At 71.3% G+C, this 19831-nt stretch carries 18 protein-coding genes; 11 read left to right on the forward strand and 7 right to left on the reverse strand.

What is annotated here, in order from left to right:
• The first annotated feature begins 21 nt into the window (after nucleotides 1-21).
• Both AB0I03_RS24800 and AB0I03_RS24805 read left to right on the forward strand, forming a co-directional pair.
• A complete protein-coding gene (locus AB0I03_RS24800; protein ID WP_360416776.1) occupies nucleotides 22-957 on the forward strand; it encodes an AraC family transcriptional regulator in 936 nt (311 codons plus the stop codon).
• A 199-nt stretch (nucleotides 958-1156) separates the two neighbouring features.
• A complete protein-coding gene (locus tag AB0I03_RS24805) occupies nucleotides 1157-2380 on the forward strand; it encodes a SpoIIE family protein phosphatase (protein ID WP_360416778.1) in 1224 nt (407 codons plus the stop codon).
• 16 nt (nucleotides 2381-2396) lie between these two features.
• Here the strand turns inward: AB0I03_RS24805 and AB0I03_RS24810 are convergent, their stop codons facing one another.
• A complete protein-coding gene (locus AB0I03_RS24810) occupies nucleotides 2397-3332 on the reverse strand; it encodes an SAM-dependent methyltransferase (RefSeq protein WP_360416780.1) in 936 nt (311 codons plus the stop codon).
• Between the two features lie 127 nt (nucleotides 3333-3459).
• On the opposite strand from AB0I03_RS24810, the gene AB0I03_RS24815 reads away from it, so the two are divergent.
• The 8 genes from AB0I03_RS24815 (at nucleotide 3460) to AB0I03_RS24850 (ending at nucleotide 12490) form a co-directional block, all read left to right on the forward strand.
• Nucleotides 3460-4362, forward strand: a complete 903-nt coding sequence (locus AB0I03_RS24815; protein ID WP_360416782.1) for a DUF2520 domain-containing protein — start codon at nucleotides 3460-3462, stop codon at nucleotides 4360-4362.
• Nucleotides 4359-5201, forward strand: a complete 843-nt coding sequence (gene panC, locus AB0I03_RS24820) for a pantoate--beta-alanine ligase (protein WP_360416784.1) — start codon at nucleotides 4359-4361, stop codon at nucleotides 5199-5201. Before AB0I03_RS24815 ends, panC begins: the two co-directional genes overlap by 4 nt.
• Entirely contained in the window at nucleotides 5198-5620 is a 423-nt protein-coding gene (panD, locus tag AB0I03_RS24825) for an aspartate 1-decarboxylase (RefSeq protein WP_360416786.1), read from the forward strand. The genes panC and panD overlap by 4 nt, the downstream gene beginning before the upstream one ends.
• 11 nt (nucleotides 5621-5631) lie before the next feature.
• Nucleotides 5632-7113 carry a peptidase S10 gene (locus AB0I03_RS24830; RefSeq protein WP_360416788.1) on the forward strand — a complete coding sequence of 494 codons (1482 nt, stop codon included), beginning with the start codon at nucleotides 5632-5634 and terminating at the stop codon, nucleotides 7111-7113.
• A 409-nt stretch (nucleotides 7114-7522) separates the two neighbouring features.
• Complete coding sequence (locus AB0I03_RS24835) at nucleotides 7523-9178, forward strand: L-aspartate oxidase (RefSeq protein WP_360416790.1); 1656 nt, start codon at nucleotides 7523-7525, stop codon at nucleotides 9176-9178.
• Nucleotides 9175-10074, forward strand: coding sequence for a carboxylating nicotinate-nucleotide diphosphorylase (nadC, locus tag AB0I03_RS24840; protein ID WP_360416792.1), 900 nt, complete (start codon nucleotides 9175-9177; stop codon nucleotides 10072-10074). Before AB0I03_RS24835 ends, nadC begins: the two co-directional genes overlap by 4 nt.
• A 47-nt stretch (nucleotides 10075-10121) precedes the next feature.
• Nucleotides 10122-10883, forward strand: coding sequence for a type III pantothenate kinase (locus AB0I03_RS24845; RefSeq protein WP_360416812.1), 762 nt, complete (start codon nucleotides 10122-10124; stop codon nucleotides 10881-10883).
• 83 nt (nucleotides 10884-10966) lie between these two features.
• Entirely contained in the window at nucleotides 10967-12490 is a 1524-nt protein-coding gene (locus AB0I03_RS24850; protein WP_360416794.1) for a pentapeptide repeat-containing protein, read from the forward strand.
• A gap of 4 nt (nucleotides 12491-12494) precedes the next feature.
• Here AB0I03_RS24850 and AB0I03_RS24855 read toward each other — a convergent pair whose 3' ends face one another.
• From AB0I03_RS24855 to AB0I03_RS24870, 4 genes are all read right to left on the reverse strand, one after another.
• Nucleotides 12495-13427, reverse strand: coding sequence for a 4-(cytidine 5'-diphospho)-2-C-methyl-D-erythritol kinase (locus AB0I03_RS24855; RefSeq protein ID WP_360416796.1), 933 nt, complete (start codon nucleotides 13425-13427; stop codon nucleotides 12495-12497).
• Nucleotides 13428-14294 carry a 16S rRNA (adenine(1518)-N(6)/adenine(1519)-N(6))-dimethyltransferase RsmA gene (gene rsmA / locus AB0I03_RS24860; RefSeq protein ID WP_360416798.1) on the reverse strand — a complete coding sequence of 289 codons (867 nt, stop codon included), beginning with the start codon at nucleotides 14292-14294 and terminating at the stop codon, nucleotides 13428-13430.
• Entirely contained in the window at nucleotides 14294-15925 is a 1632-nt protein-coding gene (locus AB0I03_RS24865) for a peptide chain release factor 3 (RefSeq protein WP_360416800.1), read from the reverse strand. The genes rsmA and AB0I03_RS24865 overlap by 1 nt, the downstream gene beginning before the upstream one ends.
• 78 nt (nucleotides 15926-16003) lie before the next feature.
• Nucleotides 16004-16459, reverse strand: a complete 456-nt coding sequence (locus AB0I03_RS24870; RefSeq protein ID WP_360416802.1) for a GatB/YqeY domain-containing protein — start codon at nucleotides 16457-16459, stop codon at nucleotides 16004-16006.
• A 24-nt stretch (nucleotides 16460-16483) separates the two neighbouring features.
• Between AB0I03_RS24870 and AB0I03_RS24875 the strand changes: the two genes are divergently transcribed.
• Nucleotides 16484-17380, forward strand: coding sequence for a metallophosphoesterase (locus AB0I03_RS24875; protein WP_360416804.1), 897 nt, complete (start codon nucleotides 16484-16486; stop codon nucleotides 17378-17380).
• A 55-nt stretch (nucleotides 17381-17435) separates the two neighbouring features.
• On the opposite strand, the gene AB0I03_RS24880 is transcribed toward AB0I03_RS24875, so the two are convergent.
• Nucleotides 17436-18311 (reverse strand): SURF1 family protein, encoded by an 876-nt coding sequence (locus AB0I03_RS24880; protein ID WP_360416806.1) that lies wholly within the window; start codon nucleotides 18309-18311, stop codon nucleotides 17436-17438.
• A gap of 554 nt (nucleotides 18312-18865) precedes the next feature.
• Nucleotides 18866-19831: hypothetical protein (locus AB0I03_RS24885; protein WP_360416808.1), on the reverse strand; the 966-nt coding region annotated here is incomplete at its 5' end.

Here is a 19831-nt window from a genome sequence, read left to right on the forward strand (position 1 = left end):
GAGTTCGTCTACGATTGGCGTATGGACCCGCTCAGTGAACTCCTCGGTGGCATCCGCGCGGAAGGCGCGATCCTCAGCGACGCGATCCTCAAGGCGCCCTGGGTGGTCAGCTTCGACGACCGGGCGCCGCTGACCATGGTCACCGTGGCCCGCGGCGGCGGCGTCATCATGCTGGCCGACGGCACCCGGGTCGAGCTCAAGGCCGGGCAGACCGCGGTCGTGACCGGCGGCGAGCCGTTCCGCATGGCCGACGAGGCCGCGTCCGTCGACCGCCCGCACCTCGACTACTGGCTCACCTGCTTCGACCCCGAGGCCTGCGCCGAGCTCGACCCCCCGACTCCCGTTGCGGCCGACGGCAACCCGACCGCGCTGTTCGTGGGCGCCTACCGCGCTTCCGGACGCCGCCACGAACGCCTCATGCGCGCCCTCCCGCCGGTCCTGGTGATCGACGACGACTCCGACATCTGCGTCTGGCTCGACGCCTGCGTGATCGACATCGGCAGCCGCAAGCCCGGCACGCAGGCGTTCATCGACCGCCTCTTCGACTGGGGCCTCGTCTGCACCCTTCGCACCTGGTTCGACCAGCAGGGCCGGCAGGCCCCGGTCTGGTACCGCGGCTTCTCCGATCCAATCGCGGGCCCGGCGCTCGAAGCGATCCACACTCGACCCGAGAACCCCTGGACCGTGGCCGACCTGGCGGGCGAGGCGGGCGTCTCCCGTGCACTGCTCGCCAAGCGCTTCAACGAGATCATGGGCGAACCGCCGCTCACGTACCTCACCGAATGGCGCATGCAGCTCGCCGAAGAACTCCTCGCCGACCCCGATCTCACTGTCGCCCAAGTGGCCCGCAGGATCGGCTACGCCGACCAGTTCGGCTTCAGCAACGCGTTCAAGCGGCGAAAAGGGAAGAGCCCCAGCGAATACCGAAAGATCGAGAAGACCGCCGCCACGGTCTGAACCCCGGCGACCGGCGATCGCCAATGATTGTCATGACTGCTCGGCCGCTGCGGCTGGTGCGGCGCCGCCAGTGCGCCCCCGGGCCCGGGTCCGTGCGGCGCATTTCCGTGTTGCCCTTTCCCCGACCCACCGGCGTATACAGTGACAGAAGGGACCGAAGGGCAAGGCTGCAGCGCCCGGGACGCAGGGGTTGTCTGAAATGGCGGATCTGGACTACGTTGCACTGTTCGCGGCGATGCCGACCCCGTGCGTGGTCATCGACCGGACCTTCACGATCGTCGCCGCCAACACGGCCTACACGTCGGCCACCGGCAAGAGCCGCGACGAACTGGTCGGGCGCCCCCTCTTCGACGTCTTCCCCGATCCCGAAGCCAGCAACGAGCGGAGCGTCAGGACCTCGCTGAACTGGGTCCTGGAGACCGGGCGGCAGCACACCATGGCCCTGCAGAAGTACGACGTCCCCATCGACGGCACCTCCGCATTCGAGGAACGCTGGTGGTCGCTCATCAACTCGCCGATCGCCGGTCCGAACGGCCCGGTCGAGTGGATCCTCATCAGAGCGGAGGACGTGACGGCGTTCGTCCAGTCCCACGACTCCGGCCACCCCCTGCGGGCCGAGGTCCCCTCCGCGGCGATGGCGCGAGAGGCCGAGCTCTTCGAACGGGCCCGCGAGCTCCAGAACCACAATGTGGAGCTGAGCCAGGCCAACCTGCGCGACCACCAGGTCGCCGTCACACTCCAGAAGGCCATGCTGCTGACCCCGGACCTCGAGAAGCACACCGACATCGCGGTGCGGTACCTGCCCGCCACCGAGAGCCTGAACGTCTGCGGCGACTGGTACGACGTGGTCGACCTGTCAGGCGGCCGCTTCGCCGTAGGGGTCGGCGACGTCGTCGGCCACGGCCTGGAGGCCGCCGCGGTCATGGGCATGCTCCGCAGCGTGCTGAACGCCGCCATCCGCGCCCTGGAACGGCCCGCCCACGCCCTCGAAGTCCTCGCCCTGTACGCCCGCTCGATGGAGGGCGCACTGAACTCCACCTCCGTCGAGGCGCTGGTCGACCCCTCGAGCGGACTGATCATCTACAGCAACTCCGGGCACCCGCCGCCGGCGCTCGTGCACCCGGACGGCCGATGCGACCTGCTGAGCCAGGCCCTCGACCCTCCGCTCGGCGCCCGCCCGCAGCACGTCCCCTGCTCGCAGGCCGGGCAGCCCTACTCCGCGGGAGACACCCTCGTGCTCTACACGGACGGGCTGATCGAACGGCGGGACGAGGACATCGACGCAGGCCTGAACCGGCTCTGCGAGACCCTGACCCGCCACTGCGACCTCGCCCCGCGGCAGATGGCCGACGTGGTGCTCGACGAGCTCGGCGTGGCGGGCGGCGCGCCCGACGACATCTCCCTCATCATCGCCCGGCTCTGACCGGCCCGGCGCGGTGTCATCGCAGGTCCCGGTCGGTGCGGAGCCACCAGTGGGCCCCTAGGCCCTGCGGGTCCGTGAGGCGTGCCGCGGTGCCGGCCCTGGCCAGCGCCTCGGCGTATCCGACCGGGTCGTGGAAGGCCATCGGGAGTGGCGGCAGATCCGCGTCGAGGCCGAGGTTCAGCAGCGCCTCCCGCTGGGTTTCCAGGCGGTCGCATGCGATGGCGTCGACCGCGACGTGCGCGGTGATGTCCCTCGTGGCGTCAGGGATCGGCGGGGTTTCGCGGCCGTCCTTGAAGCCGGTCATGGTGCCGGCCTCGGGACGATTGGTCTTCAAGTGGCCGTAGTCGATCGCCAGTGCCGTGCCACGCGTCAGGCGCGCGGTCAGGTCGCGCCACAGTGCTTCACGGGGCGCGCCTATCTCGGCGCGCTCGCCTTCGGTGAAGATCGGCCACCATTCGGCCAGCCAGGCCGCGTCCGCGCCGGTGACGGGCTCGCCCAAGCGGGTCTCGCCCGACCCGTCGACCTCCTCGTACCGGACCCGGCCGCGCCCGTCGACCACCGCGACGTCGCACGGCGCGTTGTCGAGCAGCTCGCACGCGATGAGCAGTCCCTCGATCTCCTCGGGAGGCTCCACGCGCCATTCGACCCGCCCCGGCAGGTACGGGGGCCTCGGCCGCAGTTCCACCGCGACCAGGCGGACGCGCTCGTCCAGGAGCCCCGCGAGGCGTTCCAGCAGCTCGCCGCCGCCCGCGCCCACGTCGACCACAGTGAAGCCCGCGGGGCGGCCCAGGCGCGCGTCGACCTGGTCCGCGAGGGTCGCGATCGCCTCCGCGAACGCAGGAGTCTGCGCGCTGGTCGCGAAATGGCGTCCGGGCAGCTCGCGCCGGTAGAAGCCGCCCGGCCCGTACAGGGTCCGAGCCATCGCCGCGCCCCAGCGCTCGAACCCCGTCATGGCCCCGACCATAGTCCGCGAGTGAGAATTGCCACTCAGAGCCTCCCGGGCTGGCGTCAGCGATCCTGCGAAGCACAATTAACGCGTAAGCATTGACCGGTACCTCTATATGGACTGGATCAGCAACATGGATCAGCAGCGCAGCGCAGCCCCGCAGCGGCCCGCCTCACGGCTCGCCGTCGGGGTCGTCTCCGCAGGCAGGGTCGGCTCCGTCGTCGGAGCGGCCCTCACCCGCGCCGGCCACCGGGTCGTCGCCGCCTCCGCCGTATCCGACGCCTCCCGCGCCCGCGCCGCCCGCCACCTCCCCGGCGCCGAGATCCTCCCCGCCCCTGACGTCGCCGCCGCCGCTGAGCTCGTGCTCATCGCCGTCCCCGACGACGCCATCGCGCCGCTTGTCGCCTCACTGCCCGTACGGCCGGGCCAGATCTGGGTCCACACCTCCGGCGCGCTCGGCGCGGACGTGCTGCGGCCCGCCCGCGACGCCGGGGCGCTCACCGCGGCTTTGGCCCCCGCGATGACCTTCACCGGCCGCGACGAGGACCTGGAGCGCCTCGCGGGCATCTCCTGGGCGATCACCGGCGAGGCCGAGGCCCGGTTCGTCGGCGAAGCGCTCGTCCTGGAGATGGGCGGCGACCCCGAGCACGTGGACGAGGCCGACCGCGCCCGCTACCACGCCGCGCTCGTCTACGCCGCCAACCACCTCCAGACCCTGGTGAACGACGCGGCCGAGCAGCTGCGCGCCATCGGCGTCGCCAACCCGCAGCGGCTCCTGTCGCCGCTCGTGTCCGCCTCACTCGACAACGCGCTGCGCCACGGCGACGCCGGGCTCACCGGCCCGGTCTCGCGCGGCGACGCCGGCACCGTGGCGCGCCACCTGGACGCGCTGGCCGGGACCGGGATCGAGGACGTCTACCGGACGATGGCCCGCCGCACCGCCGAGCGCGCCCTCGCCTCCGGCCGCTTGAAGAGCGCCGACGCCGAAGGGCTGCTCGAGGTCCTGGCGCAGCCCGAGAAGGAGGAGACGCCGTGACGACCACGGTCCACACCAAGGCCGAGCTGGCGAAGGCCCGCGCGGCCCTGCCGGGGCGCGTCGCGGTCGTCCCCACGATGGGCGCGCTGCACGACGGCCACCGGGCGCTCATCAAGCGCGCCAGAGAGAACGCCGATTCGGTGATCGTGACGGTGTTCGTGAACCCGCTGCAGTTCAGGCCGAACGAGGACCTGGACACGTACCCGCGCACACTCGACGCCGACCTCGCCATGTGCGAGGCCGAGGGCGTGGACCTGGTGTTCGCGCCGAGCGTCAACGAGATGTACCCGGACGGCCGCGACGGCCTCACCACCGTCCACGCAGGACCGGACGGCGAGATCCTCGAGGGCGCCTCCCGACCGGGGTTCTTCACCGGCGTGCTCACCGTCGTGTCGAAGCTCTTCCACCTCACGCGGCCCGACGCGGCCTGCTTCGGGGAGAAGGACTTCCAGCAGCTCGCGATGGTCCGCCGCATGGTCCGCGACCTCGACATGGGGATAGCGATCTGGGCCGTGGCGACCGACCGCGAGCCCGACGGGCTCGCCCGTTCGAGCCGCAACGTGTTCCTCTCCGCTGCCGAACGCGCTGCCGCCCTTGCCATCCCGCGCGCCATCGAGGCCGCTCAAGCCTCGCCCGACCCGCTCGCCGCGGCAGAGAAGACCCTCGCCGCCGAGCCCGGCCTGGACGTCGACTACGTCGTCGTCCGCGCCACCGACCTCGGCGAGGCCCCCGCACAGGGGCCCGCGAGGCTGCTCATCGCCGCTAAGGCGGGCACGACCCGCCTGATCGACAACGCCCCCGTTGTCGTGGGACACACCGCTATTGGAGACGCCCGATGATCCGGACCATGTTCAAGTCCAAGATCCACCGTGCCACCGTGACCCAGGCCGACCTCCACTACGTCGGCTCGGTGACCGTGGACGCGGACCTGCTCGACGCCGCCGACATCCTCGACGGCGAACTCGTCGCCATCGTCGACATCACCAACGGCGCCCGCCTGGAGACCTACACGATCGCCGGCGAGCGCGGCTCGGGCGTCATCGGCATCAACGGCGCCGCCGCCCGCCTCGTCCAACCGGGCGACCTGGTGATCCTCATCTCCTATGCGCAGATGGAGGACGCCGAGGCGCGCGCGTTCACCCCCACCGTGGTCCACGTGAACGAGCGCAACGAGATCATCGAGGTCAACGCGGACAAGGCGCACCCCGCGCCCGGCACCGCGGGCAACCCTGTGGCGTCGCCACTAGCCGCGCGGTAAGTTCTGTTTTCATGACCGACGAACTCAAGAACGAGGCCGCCGACACCGGCGCCGCCGGCGACAAGAAGGCCGACAAGCCCGAACCCGCCGACGACCTCAAGACCACCCATCACACCCTGGGCGACCTCGCCTACACCGCCACGACCGGTCGGATCGTGCTCCGCGAGGAGATCACCGAGGACGACAAGTTCAACGGCCGCAAGCCCAAGGCCGAGGTCTCCATCACCTGGTACACCGTCGACGACGCGGACGTCACCGAACGCCCCGTCACCTTTGCGTTCAACGGCGGCCCCGGCTCCTCCTCGATCTGGCTGCACATGGGCCTCCTCGGCCCGCGCCGCGTCGACTCCGGCGACGCCGGGAACCTCACCCCGCCCCCGTACGGCCTCCTCGACAACGAGGAGTCCCTCCTGCGCCACACCGACCTGGTGTTCATCGACCCGGTCTCGACCGGCTTCTCGCGCGCCGTCGAAGGCGAGAAGGCCAAGGACTACCACGGGTTCACCCGCGACATCGAGTCCGTCGGCGAGATCATCCGCCTCTGGACCACCCGCCACAACCGCTGGCTCTCCCCGAAGTTCCTCATCGGCGAGTCCTACGGCGGCACCCGCGGCGGCGCCCTCGCCGACTACCTCCAGAGCCGCTTCGGGCTGTTCCTCAACGGCGTCATGTTCATCGCCCCCGCGTTCAACACCGAGACGCTGTACCACGCCAGCCGCTCCGAGCTGCCCGACCCGCTGTTCCTCCCCACGTACGCGGCCACCGCGCACTACCACGGGCTCCACCCGGACCGCAGCCTCGAATCGGTCGTCGACGAGGCCCGCGCCTACGCCGACGAGTTCCGCGGCATCCTCGCCAAGGGCCAGAACCTCACCCCCGAGGAGCGCGCCGCCGCCGTCACGAAGATCGCCTCCCTCGCCGGGGTGAGCGAGGACTACGTCGACCGCGCCAACCTGCGCCTGGAGCACACCCGGTACTACGCGGAGCTGCTGCGCCACAAGCGCCTGGTCACCGGCCGCCTCGACACCCGGTTCACCGGGCCCGCCGACCACTACACGCACGAGCGCATGCCGTACGACCCGTTCCTGGTCGGCACGGACGGCCCCTACACGGCAGCGCTCCAGTACTACCTGCGGTCCGAGCTCGAATACGAGAACGAGCACATCTACGAGCGGCTGTCCCGCGCCGTGCACCCCTGGTCGTACAAGGAGTTCGAGGGCGAGGCCGTCGACGTCATCGGCAAGCTCGGCAACGCCATGCGCCTCAATCCGTTCCTCCAGGTCCACATCGCGATGGGCCGCTATGACGGCGGCGTCCCGATCGAGGCCATCGAGTACACCCTCGACCACCTCGAGATCCCGCTCGCCGACCGCGAGCGGATCGAGACGAAGACCTACCCCGCCGGGCACATGATGTACGTCCACGAGGAGTCGCGCATCCAGCAGTCCGCCGACCTCGCCGACTTCGTCCGACGCGCAGCGAGGACGAACTGATGCACAGCGTCCGACCCGCAGCGAGGACGAACTGATGCACAGCGTCCGACGCGCCGCGAACCGGGGCTAGCACCGACATGTACGCGAACCCGGGCCCGGCAGGGGCCGCGACCAGCGGCCCAGGCCGGGGCCGGGCACGCACGGCGGCCATCGACCGGGCCCGCGAACCGGACGGCCGCACGGCTCCGGGTGCGCCCGCGAACACCCGCCCGCGCCGTCCCGGCCGGGTTCGCGGCCGGGACGGCCGCCGAACAACGGGACGCACGCCACACCCTGTTGGCACCCACCGTGCCCGCGGGGGCACAGTTGAGCCGACCGCCGCGCCCATCGGCGGCGCACCCATCGAACGGGCACCCGGGCTGCCGGGCGTCCACCGCTAGAAGGGCAACGGCACGTGCCACCCGCGACCATGCCTCACTCAGTGCCACTGCCGGACCTGCCGCGACTGCCGCGGCGGATGCGCGCCGCGGCCCCGTCATGGACCGAGACCACCGACGTGTGCGTCATCGGCTCCGGCGTCGCCGGCCTCACCTGCGCCCTCAACCTGCGCCGGGCCGGATTCCACGTCACCGTGGTCACCAAGGTCCGCATCGACGACGGCTCCACCCGCTGGGCCCAAGGCGGCGTGGCCGCCGTCCTCGACCCCCTCGACTCCCCTGAGGCCCACGCCCGCGACACCCAGATCGCCGGCGTCGGCCTCTGCGACCCGGCCGCGGTCGACGTCACCGTCACCGAAGGCCCCGCCCGCATCGCCGACCTCATCCACCTCGGCACCGAGTTCGACCGGCACCCGGACGGCTCGCTCCAGCTCACCCGCGAAGGCGGCCACCGCGCCCGCCGCATCGTGCACGCCGGCGGCGACGCCACCGGCGCCGAGATCCAGCGCGCCCTCCACGCCGCGGTCCTGCGCGACCCGTGGATCCGCATCATCGAGCACGCCATGGTCCTCGACCTGCTCACCGACGCCAAGGGCCACACGGCCGGCGTGAGCCTCCACGTCCTCGGCGAAGGCGTCGAGCACGGCGTGGGCGGCGTCGAGGCCCGCGCGGTCGTGCTCGCCACCGGCGGCCTCGGTCAGATCTTCCAGTCCACCACCAACCCTTCAGTGTCCATCGGCGACGGTGTGGCGCTGGCCCTCAGGGCCGGGGCAACTGTGACCGACCTCGAGTTCGTCCAGTTCCACCCGACGGCGTTGTTCCTCGAGGGTATCGGCGGGGACCGACAACCCTTGATCACCGAGGCCATCCGCGGCGAGGGCGCGCACCTGCGCGACTTCTCGGGCGACCGGTTCATGGTCGGCGCGCACGAGCTCGCCGAGCTCGCCCCGCGCGACGTCGTCGCCAAGGCCGCCACCGCCCGCATGCGGGCCGAGGGGCAGTCGCACGTGTGGCTGGACGCCCGGCACCTGGGCAAGGACATGCTGGAGACGCGCTTCCCCACGGTCACTTCGTCCTGCCGCGCGCTGGGGATCGACCCGGTCGTCGACATGATCCCGGTCGCGCCCGCCGCGCACTACTCCTCCGGGGGCGTGCGCACGGACCTGTTCGGCCGCACCAGCGTCCCCGGGCTCTACGCGGCCGGCGAGGCCGCCTGCACGGGCCTGCACGGCGCCAACCGCCTCGCCTCCAACTCGCTGCTCGAAGCGCTCGTGTTCGCGCAGCGGATCGCCGACGACCTCGCCGAGCACAAGCCGAGCCCCGGCGTCGCCGAGGCGCCCGAGGGCGAAGGCGACGTCTGCTCCACGACCTCCCGCGCGCCGATCCAGGAGGCGATGACCGCCGGTGCCGGCGTGCTCCGCTCCGCGTCGTCACTGGAGGCCACCGCCGAGTCGCTGACGGCTTTGGGGGACAATGTGTCCGGACGTCCGCGACCGGCCACATGGGAGGCCACGAACCTTCTGACCGTCGCCACCGCGGTCACCGCCGCCGCCCACCGGCGGCGCGAGACCCGAGGCAGCCACTGGCGCGAGGACCACCCCGATGCCGAGGCCGACTGGCTCGGCCACCTCAGCCTCTCCATCAGCTCCGACGGGGAGCTCGAAACCACCTGGGAGCCCATCGCATGAGCCGATTCGCCGCTTCGCCCGGAGGGGCCGGACTGGACGAGCGCCTGCTCGCCCTCCGCCTCGACCCCGAGGACGTGTACGTCGCCGTCCAGGACTACCTGGACGAGGACCTCTCGCACGCCCGCCGCGACGTCACCTCCGAGTCGATCTTCGGACCGGAGCACAAGTCCACTGTGGCCGTGACCGCCCGCGCCGACGGGCTCCTCGCGGGGCTCCCGGTCGCGCACGCGGTCTTCCACGCCATGCCCGGCGACATCGAGTTCACCTACCTCGCCAAGGAAGGTGCGCGCATCCGCGCCGGTCAGGTCCTCGCCCGCGTCTCCGGCCCCACCCGCTCGCTCCTCGCGGCCGAGCGCACCGCCCTCAACCTGCTGTGCCGCATGTGCGGCGTCGCCACCCACACCCGCCGCTTCGCGGACGTGCTCGCGGACTGGCACACCACCGTCCTCGACACCCGCAAAACGACGCCGGGCCTGCGCGCCCTGGAGAAGTACGCGGTGCGCGCCGGCGGCGGCGACAACAAGCGCATGGGCCTGTACGACGTGGCGATGATCAAGGACAACCACAAGGAGGCGGCCGGTTCCATCAGCGAGGCGTTCGCCGCCGTCCGCTCCGCCGAGCCCGAGATCGACATCCAAGTGGAGGTCGAGACCCTCGACGAGGCGCTCGAAGCGGTCGCCGCCGGGGCCGTGTTCCTGCTGTGCGACAACATGAGCCCCAAGGAGCTCGCCGAGGTCGTGGAGTCCGTGGGCGACCGGGCCGAGCTCGAGGCGACCGGGCGTATCAGCCTTGACAGCGTGGTCGAGTACGCCGCCACCGGCGTCGACTACATCTCGGTCGGCGCGCTCACCCACTCCTCGCCCATTCTGGACATCGGCCTCGACTTCGAGGAATAGGCACCCTATACCATATATCCTATAGGATTCACGATCGGGGGATGACCGTGCTGCTGTGCGTCGACATCGGGAACACCAACACGGTGCTCGCCGTGTTCGAGGGCGAGACCCTCAAGCACTCGTGGCGGATCCGCACGGACCCGCACGCGACCGCCGACGAGCTGGGCCTCACCTTCCGGGCGCTCCTGGACGGCGACGGCGTCGACCTGAGCGGGATCGCGCTGTCGTCCACTGTGCCCCAGCAGGGCGCGGAGGTCGCCAAGATGGTGCAGCGCTACTACCCGCACGCGCACCTCGTGCAGATCGCACCGGGCGTCAAGACCGGTGTGCGCCTGAGCATCGACAACCCGCGCGAGGCCGGACCCGACCGGATCGCGAACACGCACGCGGCCTTCCACCTCTACGGCGGGCCGTGCATCACCGTGGACTTCGGGACCTCGACGAACATCGACGTCATCTCCGCAACGGGCGACTTCCTCGGCGGCGCTTTCGCACCCGGCATCGAGATCTCCATCGACGCCCTCGCCTCCCGCGCCGCGAACCTCCTCAAGATCCCGCTCGTCAAGCCCCGCAGCGTGATCGGCAAGAACACCGTGGAATGCCTGCAGTCGGGCATGGTCTACGGCACCGCGGCCCAAGTGGACGGTCTCGTCCGCCGCATCACCGAGGAGCTCGGCACCACCCCGACCGCGGTCGTCGCCACCGGCGGCCTCGCCCCGGTCGTGATCGAGCAGTGCGAGACCGTGACCCACTACGAGCCGAACCTCACCTTGCACGGCCTGAGGATGATCTGGGACCGGAACGTCTGAGCACTGCGGCGTTCCATTGTCGGCATCGCCGAGACCTGACGCCGGGACCCGCGTCGGATGCGGTGGTTGCCTAGGCTGGCGCCATGGCCTTCCGCGACCTCTCACACCGCCTCCAGCGCGCCCTCATGCGACGCGAAGGCGCACTGAGCCGCCGCACTGAAGACCCCGTGCCCAAGCCGCCGTGGCGGCCCCGCCCGATCCGGACCTGGGTGCTCCTGGTCGTCTTCGCCCTCATCCTGCTCGGCGGCTGGTGGTACTACGACCTGCAGATGGCCGAGATCGAAGCGCTGCGGGCACCCGGAGACGCCCAGGCCGACCTGGAGATCGCGAAGATGCGGCTGGAGACCGTCCGGGCCACGCTGACCGTCGCGGCGGGCATCGGCGCCGCCTCCGCGCTGGTGCTGAGCTTCCGACGCCAGCAGCACGACGAGTTCCACAGCACGCAGCAGCGGATCACCGAACTGCGCATCCAAGCGGTCGAACAGCTGTCGTCGGAGAACGCGACCATCCGCGTCGGCGGTCTCTACAATCTCAAGCGGCTGGGGGAGCAGCACGAGGAGCTGCGGCAACTGGTTCTGGATGAGATCTGCGCATATCTGCGCCGCCCGTTCGACGCGGCGACGAGCCCGCCGTCAGATCCCGAGCGCGAGGTGCGCAATTTCGCGCAGGAGATTCTGCAGGTGCGGCTCAAGCGCAAGCTCAGCCGCCGGAACTACTGGAAGCATGACCGCCTCAATCTCCGCGGAGCATCGCTGGGGCTGACCGACTTCAGCGGCTGCCGGCTCCGGAACGTCGATTTCACCGGCGCCCGCTTCCGCGGCACCGCGAACTTCCAGAACGCCTCCTTCGAAGGGCTGACCTGGTTCACCGGGGTCGTCTTCGAAGGGCGCGCATCCTTTTCGGACGCGACGTTCGACGGCCAGACCGATTTCCTGGAGGCCGTGTTCAGGGCCGAAGCCGATCTCGGCCGAGCGGCCTTCGCCGGCACGGCCTGGTTCGAGAAGGCGAGGTTCGCCGAAAGCATCGACTGCTCGCGGGCCGCGTTCCGCAAGCACCTGGAGTTCGCCGAGGTGGTCGTCGACGGGAACGCGGACTTCTCGGGGACGGTGTTCCATAGCTTCACGAACTTCAACCGCTCGTCGTTCGCGGGCGCGGCCGACTTCCTGCTCGCGCGGTTCGAGGACGCGACGCTCTTCGGCGAGGTCGCCTTCGAAGGCGGCGCCGACTTCGAGACCGTCTCGTTCGCCGACTGGACGACCTTCGAGCGCTCGACCTTCCGGGAGAGCGTCTCCTTCGATGAGTCGGTCTTCATGGACGGCACCGTGTTCCGCGAATCGGTGTGGCATTCGCGCGCGAGCTTCCTCATGGTGCACTTCAACGCCACCGTCGACTTCGAGCGCTCGGCGTTCCTCGACGACGTCGCGCTGAACGGGGCCCTGTTCCGCCGGATGCTGCACGACCAGACGCTGCCGGGCCGGTACCGCCCGGTGGAGACCGCGAAGGGCTTCCGCATCCTGTGGACGGTCAAGCGCGACGGCAGCGAACCGGTCGTCCCTCAGCGCCGGCCCGAACGCGGTCCGCAGCGGGCCCGGACGGGCACGGCCTGAGTTCCTAGGCGGCCGGGCCGTTCACCGGGCCGTGCGCCAGGTGGACGCTCTTCGCGCCGCCCCGCATCCTGATCCGCCGGGCCAGGGCGACCGCGTGCTTGACGTCAGTGGCCAGGAACAGGACAGTCGGACCCGAACCCGAGACGTGCGCCGCGAGGGCACCCTCCTCGAGGCCGCCGTGCATCAGCGAGGCCAGCTGCGGGCGCAGGCTCACGGCAGCCGCCTCCATGTCGTTGATGAGCAGCCGCGCGAGGTCGTCGGCGCTCGCACCGGCCTCGAACGCCTTCACGATCGGGTCCACATCGGAGGAATAGCGGCCGATGCCGTCCTCGCGGAGGCGGTCGACCTCCTTGTAGCACTCGGGGGTCGAGATCTGCGTGTCCGTCGTGGCGACCACCCAGTGCCAGGTGCCCTTGGCGGCCACCGGGGTCAGCTCCTCGCCGCGCCCGCTGCCGATCGCCGTGCCGCCCCTGAGGCAGAACGGCACGTCAGAGCCGAGGCCCGCGGCGAGGCGCTGCAGCTCGGCGTCGCCGATCTCGACCTCCCACAGGCGTGCGCACGCGATGAGCGCCCCGGCCGCGTCAGCCGAGCCGCCGGCGAGGCCGCCGGCCACGGGGATGCGCTTGTTCAAGTGCAGCTTCACGTCCGGTTCGATCCCGGCGTACAGGGCGACGAGCTTGGCGGCCTTGTGGGCCAGGTTCGCCTCGTCGGTGGGCAGCGTCCCCGCGCCCTCCCCGGAGATGGTGATCGCGATGCCCGGCTCACCGCGCCGCTCCGCGGTCACGGTGTCGTGCAAGCTGATCGCCTGGTACACCGTGGACAGTGCGTGGTAGCCGTCCGCCCGGGGGTCGCCCACGCCGAGGTGCGGGTTGATCTTGGCGGGCACGTCGACGCTGATCTGCGCGCCCGGCTGGGCTGGCGCGGTCTGTCCGGTCATTCAGGCCTCCTGAGACGGTGCGGTCGCGCCCAGCGCCTCCTTGGCGTCGGCGAGGGCGATGAACTCCGCTATGTCCAACGATTCACCCCGCCTGGTGGGTTCGATCCCCGCCCGATCGAGCACGGCGTCCACGTCGGCGCCCACCCAGGCCTTCAGCGACTGGCGCAGCATCTTGCGCCGCTGCCCGAACGCGGCGTCCACGGCGGCGAAGACCTCGGCGCGGTTCGCGTCAGGGCTCTCGATGCGCTCGAACGCGACGAGGCCGCTCGCCACGTTCGGGACCGGCCAGAACACGTTGGGCGAGACCGAACCGGCGCGCCGGGCCTTCGCGTACCAGGCCATCTTGACGCTCGGCGAGCCGTAGATCTTCGAGCCCGGCCCGGCCGTGAGCCGGTCGCCGACCTCGGCCTGGACCATCACGAGGCCCTTCCGGAGGCTCGGGAAAGTCTCCAGGGCGTGCAGGACCACCGGCACTGCCACGTTGTACGGCAGGTTCGCCACGAGCGCGGTGGGCGCCTCGGGCATCTGCTCGGGCTTGATGCGGGCGGCGTCGGTCTCGATGACGGTGAGCCGCTCGTGCTCCTCCGGAGCGCGGTGCTCCACAGTGGTCGGCAGCGCGAGCGCGAGCTTCGGGTCGATCTCGACGGCGATCACGCGGCGCGCGACCTCGATGAGCGCCAAGGTGAGCGAGCCGAGCCCCGGGCCGACCTCCATCACGACGTCATCGGCGTCGAGCTTCGCGACGTTCGCGATGCGCCGCACCGTGTTCGCGTCGACGACGAAGTTCTGGCCCCACTTCTTCGTCGGCGTGATCTGCAGGCCGCGCGAGAGCGACCGGATGTCGCCCGAGGTCAGCAGGCGCGCCATCAGCCCTGGCCCCCGGCGAGCAGCGGCTCGAGCACCAGCCCGGGGTAGTCGTTCACGATCGTCTGGATGCGGTACTTGTTCGGCAGCGCCACCAGGTGCGCGCCGTCCCTCGGCCGGGTGAAGATCTCGACGCCGGGTGCGGTGCGCAGTCGCTGCGCGCCTTCGGCATCGGTGAGGCGAGCGAGCTTGAACGGCAGGTGGTCGATCGTCGCCGGGACGTCGAACTCGGCCTGGAGCCGCGCCACCGTGACCTCGAACTGGAGCGGGCCGACCGCCGCGAGCACGGGCGTGGCCTCGCCGCGTCGCTCGGAGTAGAGCACCTGCACGACGCCCTCGGCGTCGAGCTGCGCGATGCCGCGCCGGAACCGCTTCGCCTTCGACGTGTCGTGCATCTGGAGCGCCCCGAAGTGCTCGGGCGCGAACGCCGGCAGCGGCGGGTACTCCACGGCCTTGCCCGCGTAGATCGTGTCGCCCACCGACAGGCCCGTGGCGTTGACAAGGCCCACGATGTCACCGGGCCAGGCCTCGTCCACGGTGTCGCGGGCCGAGCCGAACAGCGTCTGCGCGTACTTGGTCGACATGGTGCGCTTGCCCTGCGCCTGCGTGACCTGCATGCCGCGCTCGAAATGGCCCGAGCAGACGCGGATGAACGCCAGCTGGTCGCGGTGCGAGGCGTTCATGTTCGCCTGCGACTTGAAGACGAACCCGGAGAAGCCGTCCTCCAGCTCGCGCGGGCTCCCCTTGACGTCCTCGCGCGCGAACGGCGACGGGGCGATGTCCACCAGCAGGTCCAAGAGCTGGCCCACACCGAAGTGGACGAGGGCCGCACCGAACAGGGTCGGCGTGGTCTGCCCGGACTCGAAGGTCTTCGGGTCGAAATCGGCCTCGACCTCGCTCAGCAGCTCCGACTCCTCTTGAGCGCGCTCGTAATCGGGCCCGAACTGGGCCATCGCCGCGTCCTCGTCGAGGAACTCCGCGGTCGCGAGCTGCTGCCCGCCGGGGGAGCGCTCGTAGCGGACCATGCCCGGGACCTGCGGGCCGACCGCGCGGCGTCCCGCGTGCTCCTCGCCGAACCCGACGCGCTCGATGACGCCGCGGAACTCGCCGCCGACGCCCACCGGCCACGTGACCGGCGTCGGCTTGATGCCGATGCGGGTCTCGATCTCCTCGATGAGCTCGAGGGCGTCCTTCGCCGGGCGGTCCCACTTGTTGATGAAGGTGATCACCGGGATGCGCCGGGCCCGGCACACCTCGAAGAGCTTCAGGGTCTGCGGCTCGAGGCCCTTCGCGGCGTCGAGGAGCATCACGGCGGCGTCGACGGCGGTGAGCACCCTGTAGGTGTCCTCGGAGAAGTCGGCGTGGCCGGGGGTGTCGAGCAGGTTCACGACGCAGCCGCGGTACTCGAACTGCAGCGCCGCGGAGGTGATCGAGATGCCGCGGTCCTGCTCCATGGACATCCAGTCGGAGACCACGCCCTTGCGGTCGCCCTTGCCGTGCACGGCGCCGGCCGACGAGATCGCCCGCCCGTACAGGGCGAGGGCCTCGGTGATCGTCGACTTTCCGGCGTCGGGGTGCGAGATCACCGCGAAGGTGCGGCGGCGCGCGGCCTCGGCCGCGATATGGCTGGACATGGATTCCTCAAGGTTTCGAAAAGCTAGGCGGGCCCGACCCTCAACGATAGCCGTGAACGGCGACACGACCGGGCTGCGCTACTCCGCGAGCTCGGCCTTCACGATCGAGGCCACGAGCTTGCCGTCGGCGCGGCCCGCCGTCTTCGGGCCGATCGCCTTCATGACCTTGCCCATGTCCCTCGGACCGGCGAAACCGCCCTCCGCGATCGCCTCGCGCACCAGCTGCGTGACTTCGGCCTCAGTGAGCTCGGTCGGCAGGTACCGCTTGATCACGGCCTCCTCCGCCAGCTCGGCCTCGGCCGACTCCTCACGCCCGCCGGCACGGAACCCCTCGGCCGCCTCACGCCGCTGCTTGGCCTGCTTGACCAGGACCTTCACGACGTCCGCGTCATCGAGCTCGCGAGGGGTCCTACCTGCGATCTCCTCGTTCCGGACCGCAGTGAGCACCATCCTCAGGGTGCCCAGCGTCACCTTGTCCTGCGCCTTGAGGGCGGCTCGCATATCGGTTTCCAACTGGGTCTTTAGCTCGCTCATAGATCGACAATCTACCGTTGGGGTATGAAGATCAGCCGTGGACTAGCCGCAGCAGCCGGGATCGGGGTCGGCGCCGGCGCGCTGGCACTCGCGTACGCCTCTCTTTACGAGCGCGTCCAGTACACGCTCCGCCACTTCGCGGTGCCCGCACTGCCCGAAGGCGCCGAGCCGATCCGGGTCCTGCACATCTCCGACCTGCACATGACGCCCGGGCAGGTGCGCAAGGCCCACTGGGTCGCGTCCCTGTCCGCGCTCGACCCGGACCTGGTGCTCCTCACGGGCGACAACCTCGCCCACCCGGACGCGATCGACCTCGTCACCAAGACGCTCCGACCGCTGTTCCGCGCGCCGGGCGCGTTCGTGTTCGGCTCCAACGACTACTACGCACCGGTGTTCAAGAACCCGCTGCAGTACTTCAACCCGAACCACGAGCACAAGTACGGCGAGCCGCTACCCACCGAGGAGCTGCGCAAGGTCCTCGTCGACGGCGGCTGGCTCGACCTGAACAACGCCGCCGCCGACAAGGTCGTCTCGGGCCTCAACGTCCACTTCGCGGGCGTCGACGACCCGCACTTCGACCTGGACGACTACGAGCTCGTCTCCGGCCCTGTGCCGGCGAGCGCCGACCTGTCGATCGGGCTCACGCACTCGCCGGAGCCGCGCGTGCTCGACGAGTTCGCCGCCGACGGCTACGACTTCATCGCCGCCGGCCACACCCACGGCGGCCAGGTCTGCGTCCCCGGCTACGGGGCGCTCGTCACGAACTGCGGCATCGACCGCGAGCGCGTGAAGGGCCTGCACCCGTGGGAGGACACCTGGCTGCACGTCTCGGCCGGCCTGGGCACGAGCCCGTACGCGCCGGTCCGCTTCGCGTGCGCCCCGGAGGCCAGCCTCCTGACCTTCGTCCCGAAGGCCTTCTAGCGCCGCGGGGGGGGGGCGGCGGGGGCCCGGGGCACCCCCCCGGGGGGAGCCCCCCCTACCTGCCGGCCGTGACTTCGGTTCCAGTCGCGCCCTCGCCAGTCGCGCCCTCCTCGGCCGCCGCCCCTACGGGCCCCTCAGGCCCCTCAGGGAGGATGCCCAGGGCGGCGTCCTTGGCGGCCTCGGCCTCGCGACGGACCAGACGGAACCACATAAAGAGGACAAAGCCCGCGAAGACGAACCATTCGCCGGTGTACCCGAGGTTCTGGAACGCCTTCATGTCCAGGCCGGTGCCCTCCACGGCGGCCGGCGGGACGGCGCGCAGCGGGGCGGGCGGGTCGGTGAGCGTGATCCAGGCGTCGTAGACGCCGTACGGCACGATGTTGACCAGCGACGCCGCGCTGATCATGCCGAGCTGCCCCTTCGGCAGACCGCCGCCCGCCCGGACCCCGGCCGTGCCCTCGTTCTCGGACGCCTGCAGCGCGCCGACCACGGTGACCTCACCGGTGGGCGGCGCGGGCACCTTCGCCGCGTCGGCCGTGGCGTTCGCGTCGCCGGGCAGCCAGCCGCGGACGACCGGGAGGGCCTTGCCCCCGTCCGTACGCAGCAGGGTCAGAACGTAGAAGCCCTGCTGGTCGCCGCTCTTGCCCTGGAGGGTGCGGCCCGGGACCAGTAGTTGGTGCGTGGCGTCGAAGCGGCCACGGGCACTGGCCTGGCGGCCGGAAGTGACCTGATCGACCGGCAGCAGGCTCTGCAACGGCCGGGGAGCCGCGGCCTTGGCGTCGGCGGTTCGGTTCTCCTGCTGGTGGTGTGAGGCGACCCGGGCGTCGAAGCGGCTCAGCTGCCAGCTGCCCATGAAGATGCAGAAGGGGATCGCCAGCACGGCGAAGACGTTGATTCCCCACCACCGCGGGGTCAGCAGGAACCGGTACACCCCACCAACGGTACGGGGCCCGCGCCGCACGGCCGCACCGCCCCCTCCCCGCCGCGGTTCCGGCCCCGGGACCTGGGTGGTTGCCGTTCCGGGCCCGGTGCCCGACAGCCGTCCCTCGTCCATACCGACCACCCTCCGCCCATGCCGCACCACCCCGCGCCCGTACCGAACGGACAAGGGCCCCTTCGGGTTCCCCAGGTGAAGCCTCGGGCCCGCCAGGTGCCCCCTTCGCCCCCAGGCAGCGCTCCGGGTTGCTCCCCAGACCGGCGTTACTCCCCGGCAGCCGAGGCTTCCTCAGATGCCCCTGGCGAACGAGCCGTCATCAGGTCTGCCGCACGGCCATGACCTCACCAGGTCTGCCGAGCAGTGTCTGCCGGGCAGCCGAAGCCTCGTCAGGTCTGCCATGCGGCCGAGGCGCCATCCGGTCGCCAGGTGGCCCAAGCGTCGCCAGATCTCCGGACAACCGAAGCGCCATCAGGTCTTCGGGCGCAGCACCGCCCGTTCTCCGGGAGCGCGCCGCAGGGGCCCCGTCCTCGGGCAGGGCGCCGCTCGGCCTACGGTGCGGCCAGCGGTGCCGTGCGGTACACCGTGCCCGCACAGGCGTCGGGGATCTTGGTGTCGGCCGCGGTGGGCAGACCCGCCTCCGGCGTATGGGTCAGAAGCACGCCGCCGGCCGCCGCCCCGCCGTCACCGGAGCCGTCACCGCCGCCGGCCTGGCCGCCGGTGCCACTGCCGCTGCCGCTCGTCGTCGCCGCGGCCGGCGAGTCCCCCGGCGCCTTGGACGGGTCGGGCGTCGGCGACGGTCCCGGGCTGGCGCATCCGGTCGTGCCGCCGCCGGCCGCCGGGATCCAGGCGAACTTGACCTCGTACGCCTGCCCCGGCTTCAGCACCAGTTGGTCCGGGGTGGTCGCCGGGTCCGGCAGCCCGGTGGCGTCGTCACCCGAGGTGTGGTCGACGACGTGGATCTTGTCCGCCTTGGTGGAGCCCTGCGGGGTGAGGTCCACGGTCCCGCCGCCCTCCACGGAGCAAGCGGAATCGGACGTGTTCACCACCCGGAACGCGCCGTAGACCCGGCCCGACGCGTCGGCTGGGCGGACCGTTCCGGTGCCCTTGCCGAGCTGATCGCGCCCGCAGACCGGTGAGGTGACGTCCATCGTCGTGTCGGGTGCGGGTGTGCCGGCGCCGGTGCCGGGCAGGCCCGCACCGGGCTTCTCGGCGTCCTTGCCCGCCTTGTCCGCCGGCCGGTCAGCGCTGGGCTTCTCCCCGCTCCCGCCGGTCGGCCGGGTGCTGGCCTTCTCGGTGCCTTCGCCGCGCGTGCCGCTGGTGTCGTGCTCGGCGTCCCGGCTGCTGGCGGCGTTGGCCGGACGGTCGCCGGGGCCGTCGCTGAGGCTCGCCACGTGGACCATCGCCGGGATCGCCGTGCCGCCGAGCAGCAGCGCGGCGGCCGCGCCCACCACGGCATGACGCCGCCGCTGACGCCGGGCCGGGACCGCCAGCCGCAGCCGTTCCAGGGCGTCCGG

The sequence above is a fragment of the Glycomyces sp. NPDC021274 genome (genome assembly GCF_040641195.1).
Classification (GTDB): domain Bacteria; phylum Actinomycetota; class Actinomycetes; order Mycobacteriales; family Micromonosporaceae; genus Glycomyces.